The sequence below is a fragment of the Paenibacillus sp. WLX2291 genome, from assembly GCF_046603665.1.
Lineage (GTDB): Bacteria > Bacillota > Bacilli > Paenibacillales > Paenibacillaceae > Saccharibacillus.
In genome coordinates this window covers 3,637,867-3,657,445 of sequence record NZ_CP176755.1, presented here as the reverse complement: position 1 = coordinate 3,657,445, position 19,579 = coordinate 3,637,867, and the positions used below count along the sequence as shown (strand labels likewise).

The 19,579-nt window shown below is 45.7% G+C and carries 18 protein-coding genes; 11 read left to right on the top strand and 7 right to left on the bottom strand.

Features of this window, described 5'->3' with window-relative positions; genetic code table 11:
* Positions 1-153 precede the first annotated feature (153 nt).
* On the bottom strand, positions 154-648 hold the full coding sequence (locus ACDE64_RS15625; RefSeq protein WP_411347429.1) for a hypothetical protein: 495 nt from the start codon (positions 646-648) through the stop codon (positions 154-156).
* 237 nt (positions 649-885) lie between these two features.
* Here ACDE64_RS15625 and ACDE64_RS15620 point away from each other — a divergent pair, with 237 nt between their 5' ends.
* The 7 genes from ACDE64_RS15620 to ACDE64_RS15590 all read left to right on the top strand — a co-directional run bounded on the left by ACDE64_RS15620 (position 886) and on the right by ACDE64_RS15590 (position 9,685).
* Positions 886-2,559 (top strand): LytS/YhcK type 5TM receptor domain-containing protein, encoded by a 1,674-nt coding sequence (locus tag ACDE64_RS15620; RefSeq protein WP_411343064.1) that lies wholly within the window; start codon positions 886-888, stop codon positions 2,557-2,559.
* On the top strand, positions 2,556-3,434 hold the full coding sequence (locus tag ACDE64_RS15615; protein ID WP_411347428.1) for a LytR/AlgR family response regulator transcription factor: 879 nt from the start codon (positions 2,556-2,558) through the stop codon (positions 3,432-3,434). Before ACDE64_RS15620 ends, ACDE64_RS15615 begins: the two co-directional genes overlap by 4 nt.
* 214 nt (positions 3,435-3,648) lie before the next feature.
* Positions 3,649-4,914: an OFA family MFS transporter gene (locus ACDE64_RS15610; protein WP_411346812.1), complete on the top strand. Its 1,266-nt coding sequence runs from the start codon at positions 3,649-3,651 to the stop codon at positions 4,912-4,914.
* A gap of 271 nt (positions 4,915-5,185) precedes the next feature.
* Entirely contained in the window at positions 5,186-5,794 is a 609-nt protein-coding gene (locus ACDE64_RS15605) for a hypothetical protein (RefSeq protein ID WP_411347427.1), read from the top strand.
* 257 nt (positions 5,795-6,051) lie between these two features.
* A complete protein-coding gene (locus ACDE64_RS15600; RefSeq protein ID WP_411347426.1) occupies positions 6,052-6,960 on the top strand; it encodes a serine/threonine protein kinase in 909 nt (302 codons plus the stop codon).
* 194 nt (positions 6,961-7,154) lie between these two features.
* Positions 7,155-8,492 carry an MFS transporter gene (locus ACDE64_RS15595; RefSeq protein ID WP_411347425.1) on the top strand — a complete coding sequence of 446 codons (1,338 nt, stop codon included), beginning with the start codon at positions 7,155-7,157 and terminating at the stop codon, positions 8,490-8,492.
* A gap of 491 nt (positions 8,493-8,983) precedes the next feature.
* Entirely contained in the window at positions 8,984-9,685 is a 702-nt protein-coding gene (locus ACDE64_RS15590; protein WP_411343059.1) for a YitT family protein, read from the top strand.
* Positions 9,686-10,056: 371 nt separating this feature from the next.
* Here ACDE64_RS15590 and ACDE64_RS15585 read toward each other — a convergent pair whose 3' ends face one another.
* Positions 10,057-11,262: an MFS transporter gene (locus tag ACDE64_RS15585; protein ID WP_411347424.1), complete on the bottom strand. Its 1,206-nt coding sequence runs from the start codon at positions 11,260-11,262 to the stop codon at positions 10,057-10,059.
* A 98-nt stretch (positions 11,263-11,360) separates the two neighbouring features.
* Here ACDE64_RS15585 and ACDE64_RS15580 point away from each other — a divergent pair, with 98 nt between their 5' ends.
* A complete protein-coding gene (locus ACDE64_RS15580) occupies positions 11,361-11,912 on the top strand; it encodes an RNA 2'-phosphotransferase (RefSeq protein WP_411347423.1) in 552 nt (183 codons plus the stop codon).
* A gap of 190 nt (positions 11,913-12,102) precedes the next feature.
* Here the strand turns inward: ACDE64_RS15580 and ACDE64_RS15575 are convergent, their stop codons facing one another.
* From ACDE64_RS15575 to hxlA, 3 genes are all read right to left on the bottom strand, one after another.
* Entirely contained in the window at positions 12,103-13,140 is a 1,038-nt protein-coding gene (locus ACDE64_RS15575; protein ID WP_411347422.1) for an LLM class flavin-dependent oxidoreductase, read from the bottom strand.
* 656 nt (positions 13,141-13,796) lie between these two features.
* On the bottom strand, positions 13,797-14,369 hold the full coding sequence (gene hxlB / locus ACDE64_RS15570) for a 6-phospho-3-hexuloisomerase (protein WP_411347421.1): 573 nt from the start codon (positions 14,367-14,369) through the stop codon (positions 13,797-13,799).
* Position 14,370: 1 nt separating this feature from the next.
* Positions 14,371-15,003, bottom strand: a complete 633-nt coding sequence (hxlA, locus tag ACDE64_RS15565; protein WP_411347420.1) for a 3-hexulose-6-phosphate synthase — start codon at positions 15,001-15,003, stop codon at positions 14,371-14,373.
* Positions 15,004-15,348: 345 nt separating this feature from the next.
* On the opposite strand from hxlA, the gene ACDE64_RS15560 reads away from it, so the two are divergent.
* On the top strand, positions 15,349-15,708 hold the full coding sequence (locus tag ACDE64_RS15560; RefSeq protein ID WP_367059675.1) for a winged helix-turn-helix transcriptional regulator: 360 nt from the start codon (positions 15,349-15,351) through the stop codon (positions 15,706-15,708).
* 131 nt (positions 15,709-15,839) lie between these two features.
* Positions 15,840-16,487 carry an SDR family oxidoreductase gene (locus ACDE64_RS15555; RefSeq protein WP_411347419.1) on the top strand — a complete coding sequence of 216 codons (648 nt, stop codon included), beginning with the start codon at positions 15,840-15,842 and terminating at the stop codon, positions 16,485-16,487.
* 121 nt (positions 16,488-16,608) lie between these two features.
* On the opposite strand, the gene ACDE64_RS15550 is transcribed toward ACDE64_RS15555, so the two are convergent.
* Together ACDE64_RS15550 and msrA are read right to left on the bottom strand one after the other, a co-directional pair.
* Positions 16,609-16,794 (bottom strand): hypothetical protein, encoded by a 186-nt coding sequence (locus tag ACDE64_RS15550; RefSeq protein WP_411343052.1) that lies wholly within the window; start codon positions 16,792-16,794, stop codon positions 16,609-16,611.
* 402 nt (positions 16,795-17,196) lie between these two features.
* Positions 17,197-18,156 (bottom strand): peptide-methionine (S)-S-oxide reductase MsrA, encoded by a 960-nt coding sequence (gene msrA / locus ACDE64_RS15545; RefSeq protein WP_411343051.1) that lies wholly within the window; start codon positions 18,154-18,156, stop codon positions 17,197-17,199.
* 675 nt (positions 18,157-18,831) lie between these two features.
* Here msrA and ACDE64_RS15540 point away from each other — a divergent pair.
* Positions 18,832-19,524 (top strand): TerC family protein, encoded by a 693-nt coding sequence (locus tag ACDE64_RS15540; protein ID WP_411347418.1) that lies wholly within the window; start codon positions 18,832-18,834, stop codon positions 19,522-19,524.
* Positions 19,525-19,579 lie beyond the last annotated feature (55 nt).

Below are 19,579 nucleotides of genomic sequence, written 5' to 3'. Positions count from 1 at the left end.
TCATGAGCGTCGTAATAATCTTACATAAGACAGCTATCACAACCCTATGAAGCAGAATCCCAATGACTCTATTCCAAATCACTCTACTTCCCAAAAGTATACTACAGAAAGATATATCCCTTCGTACCGATATACCATTACTGCTATGCTGCTTTATAAAGCAATAATTACCGCTAGCTGTTCATCCAGAATATCCATGTATTGTTCATATTGCAGATGTGTAATTTTGCCTGAAGTATGCTTCTTCTTCAAGGTCAGACTTATGTTATGACTGAGCAGCTTGCGGAATTTTGTAGCTGCGATGCCCTGATGTTCGGCAATATGAATCACATGATCGCCATCCTGCAAATATTGCTTCAATTCGGTTACGCGCAATCCGAGCAGACTTGCCGCATGTTCCAGCAGTCGGGATAGCATCCATTCTTTGGACTCATTGTGATCGATCATATAGGAATCATCCTGTGTCTCATCCTTGTCGTTCGTACGCAGTGATGCTGGACGATGGTAAGAATGAGAGTAGGATACGGAAGATTGTCGTTTGGGTTGTATCATCATATAGCTGTTGTTTGCTCCGGTTGCCGTGTAATCTGCGGCTCCTGCGTCAACACCAGCGAGTGCCGGAGAGCCTGTCGTTAGTCTATACATCATGTTCATACGTGCCCCTGCCTCTCCTGTTGTGGATAAGTTGCTGATGCCATTGTAAACCATTCATATGAACGATTCGTTAATCTAATCTTAAAAAATGCTGAAACGAACAAGACGACACAAAGCTGACATAGTTGCAATTGTTGTTTCAGCAAGAATTCGTATTGAATTCCTTTTCTAGCACATTTATGATAAACAGATGGTCAAAACAAAGCATCCTGCGTTTGGAGGACGGACATTTTGAATAGTATTGCTACACCGATTATTTTATTACAGCTGTTTGAACGTGCAGCGTTATTGCTTATTTGCTTATTTTTACTAAGTAAGCTACCGCATTTTCGCCAGATTTTTCAGAAGGAAGTATTAGATACGAAGGATCGTATTATCCTGTCGGTTATTTTTAGCGGCTTCGCTATTCTAGGTACGTATACAGGCATCAACGTAGAAGGCTCGCTGGTGAATGTACGGATTATTGCGATTGTATCCGGCGGTATTCTGTTCGGGTGGCCAGTTGGACTGATTACGGGCATTGTATCTGGCGTGCACCGTTATCTGATCGATATCGATGGAGTCACCTCGATCCCCTGTCTGATTACGAGCATCACTGCCGGGATTGTGTCCGGCTATATTCATAACAAGGTCAGCAGCAATAAGCGCTGGCTGATCGGTATTATCGCCGGGATGGCATGCGAAGCACTAACGATGATTCTCATTCTAGTTATGTCGCATCCGTATGCACTTGGACGAGAGATTGTATCGATCATTGGACTGCCAATGATTCTCGGTCAGATCAGCGTCGGGCTGATCGTGCTGTTTGTTCAGGGAGTAGAAGGAGAACGGGAAAATATTGCCGCCCGACAGGCAAAGCTGGCGCTTGATATCGCGAACAAAACGTTGCCGTATTTTCGTTCAATCAACAGCGATTCACTGAGGAAAATCTGTACCATCATTCGGCAGGATATTCATGCTGATGCGGTAGCGATTACCGATAAGCGCTATATTTTGGCTTATGTCGGATTAGGGGAGGAGCGCTACAATATCGGTCACGAGATCATTACGGACGCGACCAAACAAGCGATCTCTAGCGGCGAGATTGTATTGATCAATGACGACGCCGAAGGCAAAGTACCGAATATCCAGTCACTCATTATTATTCCGCTCAAAGAAAAAGGTGATGTGACGGGTACGCTGAAAATTTACTATCGTAACGCTCACAAAATCACCTACTCGCTGCAAACGCTCGCTGTTGGTCTATCCCAGATCATCTCCACGCTCATGGAAGTGTCGCGGATTGAGCAGATGAAGGAGATGGCGAATCGTGCGGAGATCAAGGCGCTGCAAACGAGCATCAATCCGCATTTTCTGTTTAATGCGCTAAATGCGATTGCTTCGTCGATCCGTATTAACCCGGACAATGCCCGTGAGATGATTATCAATCTGTCTGGATATTTGCGTCACAGTCTGGAATGGAGCGATGAGCTAATTGATATTAACAAAGAACTGGGGCAAGTCGTCAATTATGTGGAAATTGAGAAGGCGCGTTTTGGTAGTAAGCTGAATGTCGTTTACAATATCGATGAAGTGGAAGTGAAGATGCCGAGTCTGATTATTCAGCCGTTGGTAGAGAATGCGATTGTACATGGTATTTTAAAAGGACGCGGTTCAGGTACAGTCACGCTATCTGTCAAAGATGCTGGTGAATATGTAGAAATTATCGTTGAAGATACAGGTACGGGCATTGATCCTGATGTGATCGACAAAGTATATCGCGGCAAAATGCCGGAAAATCGGATCGGTCTATCCAATGTGCATCAGCGGGTTAAGCTTATTTACGGCGAAGGATTGCATATTGAGCGACTGGACAAAGGCACAAGTATCCGATTCAAAATCAACAAAGAGCGGAGGGCATCATGAGAGCGATTGTAGTGGAAGATGAATTTCTGGCACGGCAGGAGCTGGAATACTATATTCAAACGTACAGCAACATCGAGATTACCGGCAGCTTTGACGACGGTCTAGATGTGCTGAAATATGTACAAAATCACGAGATCGATGCTATTTTTCTCGACATCAATATTCCTTCGCTGGATGGCGTATTATTGGCGCACAATATTAGCAAATTCTCACGCAAGCCTTATATTGTGTTCATTACAGCATACAAGGAACATGCAGCAGAAGCATTCGAGATTGAAGCATTTGATTATATATTGAAGCCGTATAGCGAATCGCGGATTACGTCGATGCTGACCAAGCTGGAAGCGACATATGAACGCGAGCGCGGAGAACGAGCGCAGGATCATGGCACGCCGCCAGCTGTATGGCAGCCTGATCGATGGCAGCACAACACTGCACAGCCTGGTTCTGCGTCGGATGCGAATCACCATTCTGTCGGTAGCAGCCAAGCTTTTGTACATCCGGCTGGCAAACAATCGCCGTCCGGTCATAATACACATGCGTTACAAGGCAAGATCAGCCTATGGAAAAACGATAACATTCAGGTCATTCCCGTCGATGATGTATACTATGCCTCTGCCAGCGAAAAGGTGACCAATGTATTCACCCGGCGCGATCAGTATACAGTAAATACGAGCATTACGGAGTTTCAGGCAACGCTACCGGAAGAGTATTTTTTCCGTTGTCATCGTTCCTACATCGTCAATATTAGCAAAATCCGCGAAATTGTTCCGTGGTTTAACAATACGTATCTGCTTCGTCTACATGATCTGAATGACGAAGTGCCCGTCAGCCGCAGCAAGGTGAAAGAGTTCCGGCAGATCATGAATATATAAATGCATTTCATTCCGCATTCTGTGCATTTCATTCCGAATCCGTCTTCTGACACGCTATGTAGGGGTATACTTGTCCCATAGAGAATTCTCAAGTGTTCACACTACAAATTGCGGTTCATGACGGAAAGGAATACTCATTATGAAAACACAACCCGCGTACAACACACCAATTCCACAAACTGGCGAAAGTACCAGCAAACCGGTCAATCGCTGGATGATCGTATTGGGCACCATTATCGTACAGATGGGTCTGGGAACGATTTATACATGGAGCTTATTCAACCAGCCGTTGGTCGATAAGTTTGGCTGGCAACTCAGCTCCGTAGCGATTACGTTCTCCATTACCAGTTTTGCGCTTGCATTTGCCACTTTATTCTCCGGTAAATTACAGGAAAAATGGGGCATTCGTCGCCTGATCGGAACGGCCGGTATCGTACTCGGCGTCGGTCTTATGCTCAGCTCGCAAGTATCGTCGCTGTCGCTGCTGTACATTCTGGCTGGTGTCGTGGTCGGTTTTGCAGATGGTACCGCCTACATGACTTCACTGTCCAACCTGATCAAATGGTTCCCGGAACGTAAAGGTCTGATCTCCGGTATCTCAGTCGGTGCTTATGGTACAGGCAGTCTGATCTTCAAATATATCAACGGCGCTCTGATCGGTTCGGTTGGTGTATCGATGGCATTTCTGTACTGGGGCATGATTGTATTGGCTATGATCGTGATCGGTTCTCGTCTGATTCGCGAAGCGGTCGTCAGCGAGACACCAGCAGTTGCCAAGGTGTCGAAAGTGAAAAATGGTACAATCCCAGCTGCGCAAGTAGCAGCTCCCGTGCTTACGCATAACTATACCGTCAAAGAAATGCTGAAAACAAAACAAGCATACCTGCTGTTCATTATGTTCTTTAGTGCTTGTATGAGCGGTCTGTATCTGATCGGTATTGTCAAAGATATCGGTGTACAGCTGGCAGGTCTAGATCTGGCAACAGCTGCTAATGCCGTCGCTATGATCGCTATCTTCAACACCGTTGGTCGGATTATCCTCGGTGCATTGTCCGATAAAGTCGGTCGTCTCAAAGTCGTATGTGGTACGTTCATCGTCACCGCCGCCGCAGTTGCTGTACTAAGCTTTGTGCCGCTGAACTTCGGTATCTTCTTTGCAGCAGTAGCCGCGATCGCCTTTTGCTTCGGTGGTAACATTACCGTATTCCCAGCAATCGTCAGTGATTTCTTCGGTCTGAAAAATCATGGCAAAAACTATGGCATTATCTATCAAGGTTTTGGGATCGGTGCACTTGCCGGTTCGTTTATCGCAGCATGGATGGGCGGCTTCAAACCTACCTTTATCGTAATCGGTATCTTGTGTGTGATCTCGTTCCTGATTGCCGCAATGATCAAACCGCCGGTATATAATGAAAGTACAGAAGAACAAACCGACAATGCTACATCAAAATGGAAACCGGAACCACATACAGTTCGCTAATCCTTCCATTTCAACAACCTCCTGTTCATAGGAGGTTGTTTCTGTTTTATAGAACGTATTTATTGAATATATATGTACGAGTATGTCATAGAGCACGTGGGAGAATGGAGAATAGATGTATGTCTTTAAATGTAATATATTCCCATAAAGCTAGTATTTCAGGTGGTTATTAGGGTATACTCAAACTAACTGTAAATTACAAATATTAGTAAAAAACGACATGCACCACCTCTCAAACATGTATTACATCTCGCAGGAAGGAATGATCAGGATGACACAGATTCGATTGTGTACGCGCCGACAGGTGATTGTAATGGATTTACTGGAAGCGTTATCAAGAGAACCGAGATTGTCGCCGCTCAGGCTTCCGCAGCAATCCCATGAAAAGAATCACACTAGTGAAGAAAGCTACTATGCCTTTGTACTCGACGATCAATCGACAATGATCTACGTTATTATCGATCAATCAACCAGTATTCCTTATCTGTTGCTGGAAGGACCGAAGGCTGAAGCCGCATCGCGTATGTTGCAGCAGGCAAACATAGTCGAAACCGCGGACGAATTAATGCAACGCTGCCGTGAAGCACGTCACACGGATGACAAAATCGATGTCATTTGTCGGCTTGGAATTGCATCGTATTTTGAAGTACAGCCGGATATATTGGATGTATTCCACCAATATATGTTGGATGGCGATGTACGGGTACGACAATCAGCTGTGTTTGCTACTAGTTTTATCGGTTGGATCGAATTTGAACCGATGCTGGCAGATGCGATGGAGCGTGACCCCGATACACGCGTATCTGCTATTGCAGAAAGTGCCATTCGCATTATGCGCGAAAGTGACTGGACGTCCACACCGGACTCATCAACCCGCTAACTGTTAACGTTTTTTTCCTAAAAAGGATGGAACTGATGCAACGTAACGAATAAATAGAGAATTATTTTCATAAATAACTGCATTTTGTGGTAAAAGCAATTACAAGTAGCACATTTTGTGCTACACTGTCTGTAACAACGGCCGTACATTTTCGTGTAAGCTCCGGTAACTCTGCTGGCTGCTTCCTGCATGTACGGCCCTATATTTTTGCCGGTCAACAGTTCTCAATGCTGGAAACCGCGATAAGTGAGGTGGAAATGATGAGCAAATCGGTGAACAGGCAAACTCTCCCACGCAACCATAAACTTGCCAGTACATATCAGATCCGCCGGACGTTATCGGTCAGCGAGCTGTCGATCATCTATGTGGCAAGACATATGGAGCACGGAACTTTGCATGTCATCAAGGAATTTTTCCCGGCTGCACTCGTAAGTCGTAGTCAGGATCGTCGCACTGTGAAATGCAATGCTGCGAATCTGCAATCCAAATTTGCTGAGATGATGCAAACGTTCCGACAGGAAGGGCAAATATTGAGTGAAGTGAATCATCCGGGAATTGTGCATTATGAATCGGAATTTGAGCAGCATGGTACGGTATATCTGGTGCTGCAATATTACCGGGGCATGACGCTGGATCGGCATATCCGCGAGCATCCAGAGGAGCTGGATGCGAGATTTTTACAGCGGCGGTTGTTTCCTGTAATTGATGCACTGGAATACATACATGGGCTTGGCTATATTCATCGGGATGTGAAGCCCAGCAATATTATGCTGACGGAAGATGGACGGACATTACTGCTGGACTTTGGTTCTGCTGTTCGTTATGAGCAGCGAACGCACCAGATTCTTACGACTGCTGGATATTCACCGATTGAATTTTATTCGGGGCGTTCGGTACAGGGACCTGTATCGGATATTTATAGTCTGGCAGCGACTTTTTATTTCTGCTGTCGTGGTCAAGCGCCTGTTGATGTGCCGAAACGGTTATTTGATGATACACTGGAAAAGCTAGACGGCAATCAGGTCGCTTCGCCTATTCTGGCAAAAGTCATTCACTGGGGGCTTGCTGTATCCGCAGACAAGCGCTGTGCTTCCCTCAAATGGTTCAAGATTGCAATGCAGGCGGAACGCTTTTGGAAGCACGATATCGTCTTTCTTCGCAAATAAGCATGTATGTTGAAGATCGCATCGTACATTTTCGAATGATTTCAATATGAATCGATGTATAAATTGAGTTTCTTAATTTTATATTCGTATATGTAAACACAAGCAGATGAAATTAACTTTTTATCTGCTTGTGTTTACATTTTTGTGTCGATTGATGAACATCTCATTCACCTCATCTTAGGAGTAGACTAACTATGACAACCTCTTCGGCTTCTTCAGCAGCCACATCGCGTTCGCGGCTTCCATTTGCGCAACATCGCTCGTTTTACTATTTAATCGGCACACAAACGGTATCCAATGCCGCGGATATTATCTATATTATGGGACTCGTTTCCTTCGTACTGGCAGGAACGGACTCAATTATGGCGGGTGTGTTTGTCCCGTTTTTCCGTATCGCTTCACAGCTACTCAGCGGGCTGATTGCGCCGCTCGTGCTGGCACGTTTTTATTTGCCAAGACTGCTACTGTTTTGCCAGTTGGGACAGTTTTTAATCTTTTCTGTACTGGCAGCTTATTTGTGGACAGCAGGTATACAGGCTTCGTTGACGATAGTATTTACGCTGATTTTTGCTATGTCTTTTCTGGACGGGTGGACGACACCTGCACGTAATAGTCTGGTGCCCCGGCTGGTGGAAAAGGATGGCTTGCTGCGCGCCAATGGCATCGTTTCGGTTAGTGACCAGATGATTCGCTGTGCAGGCTGGGCAATGGGCGGCATTCTGGTTGCTTGGATCGGCGCATTGCCAACGTTAATGCTGGCAGCTGTGTTTTACGCGTTTGCGATGATCTTTACTATTTTCATTCGGGAGCCTCATCAGCATACGGCTGTCCATGTATCTTCAGCTGCGCCTGCTTCCGAAGATGAGCACATGCATGCCAAATATGTAGAGAAGCGCCATTTACGTACATTAACCGAAGGCTGGAAAATAATCTGGCGCACACGTAGCATTCGTACAATGATCTTTATGGATATGGTCGATATGCTGGGTGGCTCGGTCTGGGTTGGCGTCTTTATGCTTGCGTTTGTACAGCAGGCACTTGGTCAAGGAGAAGAATGGTGGGGATTTTTGAATACGGCTTATTTTGGTGGGGCTATCGGTGGCGGACTGCTCGTCGTTGGACTGGTAGATCGGTTAAAAGGCAGAGAATTCATCGCCATGCTCAGTGGCGTTGCAATCTATTCGATCCTGACGATTGTATTCGCGCTGAATACGATCCCACTGCTCGCGTTATTCATCGTAATCGCGATGGGACCTGCTACGGAACTTGCGGCAGTCAGTCGGCGTACGCTGTTACAGCAGAGCGTCGGACGCGAGCAATTGCCCAAAGTATTCTCGGCACAGGACGCTATTCTTAATTTCACCTTCTGTGTATCTCTGCTTGGGATGGGCTGGGTCGCTGAGCAATTCGGTATTGTCAATCTGTACGTACTCGCAGGACTGTTATCCGTATGCGCATTCGGTTACGGACTGTTCAATCGTCGTGCATTTCGTCAATATGCCGATAATATCAATACATCGAATGAACTGTAAAAGCAATGTAAGCGCCGGATTAGAGCAAAATCAAAACGTTGTACCCGCTTCAAAGACCCTCAAATCAGCATATTCGCATGTTTGGCGAGAAACGTCGCATAATGAAGCAAACGATGCAGGATAGTGAACCTACCACGTAATATTGCAGGATAATGACGGATTATTCCGAACCATTCCGGCTTATTGCGGAATATGGCTTGCAGGCAAGTTGTTTAGCAATGACGCTGCCGTGGTATAATAGAGATAGATTTTAACTCTAACACCAGAAAGGATCAGGATACCATGTGTCCCCGAAGGATGATTTCCCAAAGGACGATTTGGAAACGTTATGATCTCTCCTATACGTAGCTTTTCCGTAAAGTAGTGCCCCATTCTTGGCCTAACTTACGGAAAAGGAGCAGCATGTATGCGAAGGATGAAATCCTCCAGGTGCACCTCCCGTAAGAACAGGTCCATTACGACCACACTTACGAGAAAAAGAGGGAACCTGTATGAGGAGAAGAACAAATAACAATTGGAAGACGGCGGCTGGACAGATTGCTGCTATTTTGATCGGTACATTTATTCTTGCGTTTGCTTATTATCATATTAATTTTCACAACAATCTGTCGGAAGGCGGATTTGTAGGTCTGGCATTGCTTGGCAAGTACCTGTTCGGCTGGTCGCCGGCATGGAGTACGTTATTGCTGGACATTCCTGTCATTGCACTAGCATGGTGGCTCAAAGGTCATCGCTTTATGCTAATGACACTAATCGGAGCGGGAGCGTTCTCGTTATTCTATGCGGGATTTGAGCAATTATCGCCGTTTGTCGTGGACTTACACGGAAGCTTGTTGGCCGCTGCTGTATTATCTGGTGTTCTAACCGGACTGGGCGCAGGTATTGTTCTCCGCTATGGAGGGGCCACGGGAGGCGACGATGTATTGTCCCGTTTGATCAGTGATTGGAAAGGCTGGAAGATCGGCAACGTCTTTTTTGCCGGTGATGTGGTAGTACTTGGATTATGTTTGCTGTTTATGCCGTTCAAGGAAACGATGTTTACGATGCTGGCAGTATGGCTGGCTGGGAAAATGATCACATGGACGGTAACAGTGGAATTCAAACTGCCATTTACAGTACGTAAAGTGAAGGATGCCGCGTCTTCTGTGCAGGTGCCGGTTCCAGCCGCATCGACACTGCCGCGCTCATCTTGATTCATGTACGATATGATGATGGTGAATCGCCATCCAGTACAAAATGCAGATACGCATGTCGTATATCAGATGGTCACTGGCAATAGCAGAGATCATTATACACAGGCGATGGAGCAAGCAATACAGCAACACGAAAGGGCGCGCTGTACGGACAATTATCCGCACAGCGCGCCTTTTATTAATAACCAATGAATAATACTTCTATGACAGATTGCGTCAGGTAACGAACAAGAGAATGTATAAACAACACAAGCCCTACATAACAGTTGTTACAAAAGCGAAAGTATAGAATAGCAGACTAACATCTTGCTTCCACATTCTCTGTCTCTGTGCTGCTTGTTTGTTGTTGTACAGTCAGGTAGCGTATATGATTAAGCGCTACGTTGTTGTTTTTTCTCGACCATATAATAACTTAGGACAGCGCCAGCAACACCAACAGCAGCGATCAGCCCACCGATTAGAGGTACATACACCAGACCGAGATTAGTAATAACAACACCACCGAGAAAGGCACCTGCCGCATTACCAAGGTTAAGCGCAGAGTGACTGGACGTTGCCGCCAGACGCGGTGCTTCATGCGCTAGATTCATAATGCGCAACTGAATACCCGGCATAATACCAAACGCAGCCATACCCCATAGGAAAATAAAGATCAGTGCTAGCGCCGGAATGTGCAGCACACCGGACAGAATCATGAGCAGTGCCGATAGAATCGCGAAGATAGTAATGACCGAAGGCATCAGTTTCCAGTCTGCCAGACGACCACCCAGAATATTACCCAGTGTAACGCCAACACCGTACATAACCAGAATCCAGGTTACATTACTTTCCTGAAATCCAGTAACATCAGTGAGAAGTGGCGTAATATAGGTGAAAACGGTAAACATGCTGCAACAACCAAATGCGCCGGTTGCGAGAATAAGCAGTACTTGCGGTTGGAACAGACTGCTAACTTCTTTGCCCAGACTAGGCTGCTCGGTTTGCTGGATTTTGGGAATCAACAGAATGATACCGATTAGCGAAAGGATACCCATAATCGTAATCGCGCCAAAGGATGCACGCCAGCCGAGATGTTGACCAATCAGCGTGCCAAACGGCACACCAATAATATTGGCAATCGTTAATCCTGCTAGTACCATCGAGACTGCACCAGCTCTTTTATCTGGTCGTACGAGTCTTGCAGCAATCAGGGAGCCGGTGCCAAGAAACGTGCCGTGCGCAAGCGCTGTTACTAATCTTGATCCCATCAGTAGCCCATAGCTGGGAGCGAGTGCAGCGACCAGATTGCCAACAATGAAGATTAACATAAGCAGACAGAGCAGTTGCTTCTGCGCAATCTTGTTGGTAGCAATCGTCAGAATCGGCGCACCAACGGCAACGCCAAGCGCATACCCGGTAATCAGTTGCCCTGCTTGCGGAATCGTAACTTGCAGATCTTCCGCCACATTGGGTAATAGTCCCATAATGACAAATTCAGTCATCCCGATTGCAAAAGCGCCTGCGGTCAGACAGAATAGAGCGATTGGGAACCGACCGCTCGGATTCACGGTTTGTTGCGTAGTTTCCATTTTTTGCATGGTTTCTCTCCTGTTTCTGAAATTTTCTCTATCTATGATATATTCATCGTAACATTTCAAATTGCAAATTCATATACGAATGAAAGAAGGAATTATTTATGTTAAATCCATCGCAAGAAAAGCAGCTCAGTAAACAAATGACGTATATGTTGCGCCATAACCCCGGACAATACGGTCTTGTGCTTGATCCTGAAGATGCGTCCTGCCCGCTCGCCGAGCTGAGCCATATTTTATCAGAGCAGAGAGGTTGGGCATTCCTAAGCGAACAGGACGTACGACAGGTCGTAACAAATTCGGACAAGCAACGATTTGAAATTGTTGGTGATCGTATTCGCGCTCGCTACGGACACAGTAAGCCAGAAGTTCGGTATCCGGCAGCACAACCGCCCGCGAGATTGTACCATGGTACAGCGGAATCGATCTATCCGCTCATTGAAAAAGACGGCTTGAAGCCGATGGGACGGCAGTATGTACATTTATCTGCGGATACGCATTTTGCCGAATTGGCTGGACGCCGCAAAGGCAAGCTGGTATTGCTGCATATTGACACGGAACGTGCTGCACAGCAAGGTGTTATCTTTTACGATGCAGGGCATCAGGTATGGCTGACAGATCATATCCCAGCGGACTGCATCTCCATTGCCAAGTAAGAATCAGTAGCAATGCAACGAGATAAGCTTCCTTTATATAACAGGCTATAAGTTACGCTGTAGCTGTGGGTTGCCGTTTCGTTCATAATCTCTATATCATCTTAGCTCAACATGTATACCAGATTAGCAAAACTATTAGACCAGCAAAAAGCAGCGAGATCGCAGGATTCGCTGCTTTTTATGATGGGTTTTAGCTTAGTGTTTGCGTTTGAGGCGTACTCAATTCAAAAGCTTCCGCCAGCAGCTCGTACGAACGAATACGTGCCTGATTGTCATGAATGGCAGAGACGATTAACAATTCATCGGTCTGGTAATCAGCGGCAAATTGAAGCAGCTTTTCTTTCACCTGATCGGGCGTACCGACTACACGGAAGCGGCGAGTATCCTGAATATGAGCAAGCTCGGTGCTATTGTAATGGTAATCTGCTGCCGTTTTTGCCGAAGGCAGATAAGGTAGCGGACGATTCTCACGCAATGCGATAAAATACAGATCATTACTGCGCATCAGATGTTCCGCTTCTTCCTCAGTATCGGCACAGGCAACAGTAATCGCCACGAGTGATTTGGGCGTTGGTGACATGACAGACGGTTGGAAATGTTCCTTGTAATGCGCTACCGCATCTTCACCGCCAGTCATTCCGAAAAATTGAGCAAATGCGTACGAAGCACCCGTCATTGCTGCCAGATCAGCCGTACCGCCACTAGAGCCGAGCAGCCATAATTCCGGCATCCGGTCGATACTTGGTTGTGCAGTCAATCCGGCAAATCGGTGATCGGATGGTGTCGCATCATTCAGATAGCTGATCAGATCGACGATCTGCTGCGGATAACGATCAGCGGCGTGCATAGAAGGAAATTTGCCTTCTTGCAAGGCACGGTTGACGAGTGGCGTACCACCCGGAGCGCGACCGACACCGAGATCGATCCGATTCGGATACAGTGCCTCTAGCAAACGGAAATTCTCTGCTACTTTATAAGCGCTGTAATGAGGTAGCATAATACCACCAGAACCGACCCGAATGCGCGACGTATGCGAAGCGATATGCGCAATCATAATCTCCGGGCTGGAATGCGCCAGACTTGGAAAAGCGTGATGCTCAGACATCCAATATCGCGAATAGCCCAGTTTATCTGCTGCCTGTGCCAATTGAAGTGTATTGTTCAGCGCATCAGACGCATTTTGACCTTCATTAATATGACTCTGGTCGAGAATCCCTAGTTTTAACATATGGATCACCTCATTCATTCAGCATAGATGTTCAAGCAAGCAAAAAGTAGATCAAGCAAGAGTAGATAGAGTACATCTAACGTGGTATATCAAGATGGTATATACCATTTCGCCAATCCACCAAGGTAGTACAGCAAGATGGTGGATATCATATTACCAATCCACCAAGGCAGTATAGCAAGGTCTGCATACCATATTGAAAATTCACATCCTACGGTATGCGATGACATGGAAAGCATGTTTGCACAACAGGAAAGTAGCTACATTTACATATTATAGTTGTTACTTTTGAATACTATGTTACTTTGATGTCGTAACTAATAGTATAGTACAACTTGGCTCAAAACTCAAAGCATATACGTATTTTAATCACCTGCTGTAACTCAATTACTTGCTGTATCGATCACGACTTGTTCTTTGGGACGTCTATACATAGAATCGAATCCCAGCGCTTCCCTAATATCAACAACAACAAAAAAAAGAAATACAAAATCCCCGATTCAGCCACTTTGCCACGACTGCTCGGGGATTGTATCATTTGAAGTTGCGTGAATCTGTATCACAACCATGTGTGAATCTGTCATGTTCAATGGAACACTGCATATGAGAAACATGCTTTGAACGTTGTATCAAGCATATCAGTTATTCCAAACCGACTACTCCAGATTTGCGTGGTTGCTGAACATGGCTGCGGTATCGCCGCCTTTTTGACTCATCAGATGCAGCATCAGACTGTCGAACAGCAGCAGGATCGTTTGCTCAAACAGCGATCCCATCGGCTGCACCGTCTCAAAGCTACCTTTGTCTGCTGGATCTTTGGGAGACCCGGGTACTTGTACGATGATGGATGCTTTTTGCCCGATAGATGAATCCGGGAAAATGGTGACTGCTGCCAGCTCGACTCCTGCTTGAATCGCTTTGTCTGCCATGATTTTCAGACCTTGCGTCTCCCCGGAGCCAGAGGAAATAATGAGCAGATCGCCTTCACTAGCACGCGGAGTTACCGTTTCACCAACGACATAAGCGTCCAGACCAAGCTGCATCAGACGCATCGCCAGTGCTTTTGCCATCAGACCGGAACGTCCGGCGCCCGCAGTGAAGATTTTGCGCGCATGCAGAATGCGTTGTGCCAGTTGCTCCACTTGTTCCGCAGGAATGGCTGCCAGAGTGCCTTCCAATTCGCGGAGAACCGTACGGAAATGCAGCGAAATGTCAGGAGTTGTACTCATATTATGCTTGTGCGATCAGATCGCGGAATTGGGAAGCAGTTGCTGCTTTGTCATCTTGGCTAGTAATACCGCCGCCTACGATAACCAGATCTGGATTCGCTTTGATTACTTCTGGCAAAGTAGCAAGTTTGATACCGCCTGCTACAGCTGTTTTCGCATGTTTTACAACGCTTTTGATTGTGGCGAGATCAGCGAATGGGCTTTGACCAGCGGCTTGACCGTCATAACCAGTGTGTACGCAGATGTAGTCTACGCCCAGATCGTCCAATTCTTTGGCACGGGAAGCGATATCTTTTACGTTGATCATATCAACAAGTACTTTGCGACCTTGTTTTTTGGCTTCGTCTACACAGCCTTTGATGGTCAGGTCATTACTTGCGCCCAGCACGGTGATGATGTCTGCGCCCGCTTCGGAAGCCTTCATGATTTCATAACCACCAGCATCCATAATTTTCAGGTCAGCCAGTACTTTCAGGTTAGGAAATGCTTCTTTCATCGCTTTGACTGCATGCAGTCCTTCGTTAATAACGATAGGTGTACCGATTTCTACGATATCGATAAAAGGCTCCACTTCTTTTACCAGTGCGATGCCTTCAGGGATGTTGACCAGATCCAATGCGAGTTGCAGTTTCATAGTGTAATTCCTCCTGTAATGATCCGCAGTTGCGGATGATAGATAATATTGATGAATACGATGCGAACAATAGGGATTAAGCAAATAATGAACATGCAGTCGATTTTAATGACTGTACAATATTCATCGCAGTTGTCGATGAACGGTTGCGTTCGCTGTAGTGCTAGTATAAAGTAAACATTGTGACTTTCGTAAGTACGCACTTTTTTTTTACATAGTGCCTAAAAGTATACTATGAGGAATGACACGGCGTATGGCGAATATTCAAATGATGATGATATGAAATTGCACAACATAGAACGATAGAGTTGCTCATTTTATAAACATACATGGAGGAATGAATAGATGCGTGAACGGATATTCAATTGCGAGAAAGAATTGACACTTTCGGTTATTGGCGGCAAATGGAAGATGCTGATTTTGTGGCATCTAGGGAAAACAGGCACCAAGCGCTTTGGCGAACTGAAATCACTCATTCCGGGCATTACGCAGCGTATGCTGGTCAGTCAATTGCGCGAGCTGGAAGAGGATTTGATTATTCATCGTGAAGTGTACCCGGTTGTGCCGCCCAAAGTGGAATATTCATTAACCGAGATCGGCGAGAGTCTGATGCCTATTCTGGACGCGATGTATAGCTGGGGGCAGAATTATATGAAAGTAGCCGAAATTGAGCCGGTAGAGATCAAGCCGGCGATGTGGAATTAATCCGTTATTGAGCCAGATTATTAGTACATGATAGATCACACCCCATTTGCGGGTATACATGTAAGAGAGCCTGAATGATGTACTCATTGGCAGGTCTTTACAGTATATTCGTACACAGGAGGAGATCAATCATGAACATTACGATCATTGGAGCGAATGGACAAATTGGCAAATTGCTGACCGAGCGACTTGCTTCTCATACTGAACATCAGGTGACAGCGGTTATCCGCAAACCGGAGCAAGCCGAAGCATTGGAACAATATGGTGCGAAGACTGCATTGGCAGATCTGGAAGGTACAGTCGATCATCTGGCAGAAGTGGTTCGTGGCGCTGATGCTGTTATATTCGCAGCGGGCTCTGGTGGCAGTACAGGCGAAGACAAGACGCTATTGATCGATCTGGATGGTGCAGTGAAAAGTATGGAAGCAGCCGAACAGGAAGGCATTTCGCGCTTTGTACTTGTTAGTGCGATGTTCTCGTATGATCGCAGCAAGTGGTCGGATTCTATCAAGCCGTATTATGTTGCCAAGCATTATGCTGATCGTATACTGGAAGCCAGCTCGCTGGATTATACCATTGTGCGTCCAGGTGGCTTGCTGAATGACGAAGGTGCAGGCAATATCGAAATCGGTGAGCAATTGAGCGAAGGCGGCAGCATTCCACGCGCCGATGTAGCAGAGCTGATTGCACATCTGATCGATAATAAACAAACGTATCGCAAAGGCTATGATGTCATTTCCGGCTCTACGCCGATTGCGGATGCGCTGAAATCTCTGTAAACAAATGAGCCTGCCTGTTGTCAACTATGCGTAGTAGTTGAGGACAGGCAGGCTTTTGTATGTTGTGAATAGACTTTATGTTTTATTGATACAATTGTAGATCGTCCGATCTATGGATGTATCATTTCTTCTTATGCTCTGGATGATTCTCGTTCCACTCTTCCGCCTGTGATGTGGCAATCGCAATGGCACGACCTTCCTCGTAGCCTTCATCCAGTAGCGCATTGGCAATTTCTACTGCTTTGTCGCGTACACGTTTATCCAAGTTTTTCATGGAAGTGGGGTAATCACTTTTTGTCCAAGGCATCGGTATCGCTCCTTTAATTTAGAATGGCAGAGATGGAAGGGAGAGGTGAATATCCTCATCCCGATCTACATTTACAGTATTCGTTCGATACGTCTGTTATGCGTCTATACTATGTCTTCTATACATATGCTTTACCCGAAATGGATAGCAAGAAACGTGTATGACACTATATGCCGCCAGCCATAATCCGCAATTGCTATCTTTAGATATGATCTCCAATTGGGAGGGTTAAATTGTCGTCTCCAACAGAAAAGCAAATAGAAAAGCAGCGACAGAGTACATTCTGTCGCTGCTTTATTCCTATAGCATGTAATACAACCTTATCCAGCTCAGCAGCATTCATTTATAACGAAACTATACATGATAAACGAAACTCCTGATTCGGCTTCCATTCATGTCAACTTACTGAAACAATGCTTTGTACTCGCTGTATCCTTTTGCATCCAATTCTTCTTTTGGAACAAAACGCAGTGCAGCTGAGTTGATGCAATAGCGCAGTCCATTTGGACCTGGACCGTCGTCGAAGACGTGACCAAGATGAGAATCGGCTTCACGGCTACGCACTTCCGTACGCACCATAAAGTGACTCAAGTCCATATTTTCTTTGACATGATAGTCACGCAGTGGGCGTGTGAAGCTAGGCCAGCCGCAGCCGGAATCGTATTTATCCGTTGAGCTGAACAGCGGCTCGCCGGATACGATATCGACGTAGATTCCATCACCATGATGATCCCAGAATTCATTTTGGAATGCTGGCTCAGTGCCATTTTGCTGAGTGACTTTGTACTGAATGTCGCTCAGGCGCTGTTTCAGTTCCTGTTTATCCACTGATTTGGACCAGTGTTTTTCGATAAAAGCATCTCGACCGGAGCCTTTGCGATAGCGTTTGTAATGACCCGGATTCTTTTTGTGATAATCTTGATGATACGTTTCCGCTTCGTAGAACGTTTGAGCAGGTTCGATCGTCGTTGCAATCGGTTTGTCAAAACGTCCGCTGGCTTGCAAATCTTGTTTGGATTGTTCTGCCAGTTCACGTTGTTGTTCAGTATGATAGAAGATTCCGGTACGATACGAAGAACCACGGTCATAAAATTGTCCGCCAGCATCGGTCGGATCAATTTGCTGCCAGAACAGTTCCAGCAATTTTGTATAAGGGAAGATGGCTGGATCAAATACGATCTGTACCGCTTCCGCATGACCTGTTGTTTCGGTACATACTTCTTCATACGTTGGATTTTCGGTGTGACCACCTGTATAACCGGAACGGATACTAACGATGCCCGGTAATTCCTCGAATGGTGTTACCATGCACCAGAAACATCCACCGGCAAATGTTGCTTTTTCATGATGAGCTTCAGTCATGTATAAGTCACTCCATTTCATGAGAGTTATGAAAAGAAATCATGCTGGTATCAGACCAGTCATTTTAATTATACCCATAGCTGACGCTCCATATTCAAGCAAACGTCATTATCATCTCGTAAATATTATTTTATACAAGATGATAGAATACTATTATATTACATGCAATATAAAAAATCCAGTACCTATGGAAATGAGTGCAAGCCATATATGCACTGTTCTTTTATACGCATACATTGTGCAAAGAGATGTTTCTATGAGTTGTAGTAAAATGTTGTATCATCTATATGCATCTATCAATCGCATGTTACTAGTAGGCTATGTACATTTGCATATATTTGTTTTAACTTAGAAAATATAGTAGTATCCTGTATGGAAAAAATAGTGTATACTGCAAGTATTGCTTAAACATAGTTTCCAAAGGGGAGTAGCTTCCTACAGTAAAGTCGTCAATACGGGATCAAGTCCCCGGCTTTACCGGCAACGCATACTAACGTTGTTAGCGAGACCTTTGCCTAATTACTGAATTGGGTGAGGTCTTTTTTGATTTCAAAAATCACCATTGACCCCATTTCGGTTGATGGTGATTTTTTGTGTTCGGAAGCTATGACATTGGTGTCTGGAAGCTGTAGTGTAAGGGTTGAACTGAAGTGAAATGATAAGAGGAGTGGTCACATGGAGTTATTTACAGTTGAATTTTGGCTTGCTTTGGCATCGATTATTATGATCGATCTGGTGCTTGCTGGCGACAATGCCATCGTTATTGGTATGGCAGCCCGTAACATCCCGAAAGAAAATCAGAAAAAAGTCATCATCTGGGGAACCGCTGGTGCAGTCATTATTCGGATGATTGCAACATTGCTGGTCGTATATCTGCTGCTGGTGCCCGGCTTGCATCTCATCGGCGGATTAGCGCTGATCTATATCGCTTACAAGCTGCTTATCGAGGAGCAGGAAGATAATGAGGTGTCCGGCAGTACACGCATGTGGGCGGCGATTCGTACGATTATTATTGCGGATGCGATGATGGGGCTGGACAATGTACTGGGAGTGGCTGGAGCGGCGCACGGTGATACGCTGCTCGTTATCGTTGGTCTGGCGATTTCGATTCCGGTTATGGTCTGGTGCAGTACGCTGATTATGAAGCTGATGGAACGCTTCCCGTGGATTATCGTGCTTGGCTCTGCCATTCTCGCTTGGACGGCCGCCAAGATGGTCATGGAAGAATCGTTTATTACTAGTTATTTTGCTAATGGTTTTGTGAAATATGGCTTTGAGATTTTCGTTGTGCTGGCAGTGGTTCTGCTCGGTCTGCGCACGAAGAAGAAAAAAGAAGCCGCTCGTACTATCAGTGAGCCAGCACTATAATACAAATTCTTATGTTGATACGCAATGCCCCTGTATTCGCAAGTTTGCGACGCAG

Excerpts from the sequence above, each read along its gene's own strand:
- ACDE64_RS15600 (WP_411347426.1), top strand. The coding sequence starts at position 6,052 with ATGATGAGCAAATCGGTGAACAGGCAAACTCTCCCACGCAACCATAAA.
- ACDE64_RS15590 (WP_411343059.1), top strand. The coding sequence starts at position 8,984 with ATGAGGAGAAGAACAAATAACAATTGGAAGACGGCGGCTGGACAGATT.
- ACDE64_RS15555 (WP_411347419.1), top strand. The coding sequence starts at position 15,840 with ATGAACATTACGATCATTGGAGCGAATGGACAAATTGGCAAATTGCTG.
- hxlA (WP_411347420.1), bottom strand. The coding sequence starts at position 15,003 with ATGAAACTGCAACTCGCATTGGATCTGGTCAACATCCCTGAAGGCATC.
- ACDE64_RS15575 (WP_411347422.1), bottom strand. The coding sequence starts at position 13,140 with ATGTTAAAACTAGGGATTCTCGACCAGAGTCATATTAATGAAGGTCAA.
- msrA (WP_411343051.1), bottom strand. The coding sequence starts at position 18,156 with ATGACTGAAGCTCATCATGAAAAAGCAACATTTGCCGGTGGATGTTTC.
- ACDE64_RS15610 (WP_411346812.1), top strand. The coding sequence starts at position 3,649 with ATGATCGTATTGGGCACCATTATCGTACAGATGGGTCTGGGAACGATT.
- ACDE64_RS15580 (WP_411347423.1), top strand. The coding sequence starts at position 11,361 with ATGTTAAATCCATCGCAAGAAAAGCAGCTCAGTAAACAAATGACGTAT.
- ACDE64_RS15560 (WP_367059675.1), top strand. The coding sequence starts at position 15,349 with ATGCGTGAACGGATATTCAATTGCGAGAAAGAATTGACACTTTCGGTT.
- ACDE64_RS15595 (WP_411347425.1), top strand. The coding sequence starts at position 7,155 with ATGACAACCTCTTCGGCTTCTTCAGCAGCCACATCGCGTTCGCGGCTT.
- ACDE64_RS15625 (WP_411347429.1), bottom strand. The coding sequence starts at position 648 with ATGATGTATAGACTAACGACAGGCTCTCCGGCACTCGCTGGTGTTGAC.
- hxlB (WP_411347421.1), bottom strand. The coding sequence starts at position 14,369 with ATGAGTACAACTCCTGACATTTCGCTGCATTTCCGTACGGTTCTCCGC.
- ACDE64_RS15540 (WP_411347418.1), top strand. The coding sequence starts at position 18,832 with ATGGAGTTATTTACAGTTGAATTTTGGCTTGCTTTGGCATCGATTATT.
- ACDE64_RS15585 (WP_411347424.1), bottom strand. The coding sequence starts at position 11,262 with ATGCAAAAAATGGAAACTACGCAACAAACCGTGAATCCGAGCGGTCGG.
- ACDE64_RS15605 (WP_411347427.1), top strand. The coding sequence starts at position 5,186 with ATGACACAGATTCGATTGTGTACGCGCCGACAGGTGATTGTAATGGAT.
- ACDE64_RS15615 (WP_411347428.1), top strand. The coding sequence starts at position 2,556 with ATGAGAGCGATTGTAGTGGAAGATGAATTTCTGGCACGGCAGGAGCTG.
- ACDE64_RS15550 (WP_411343052.1), bottom strand. The coding sequence starts at position 16,794 with ATGCCTTGGACAAAAAGTGATTACCCCACTTCCATGAAAAACTTGGAT.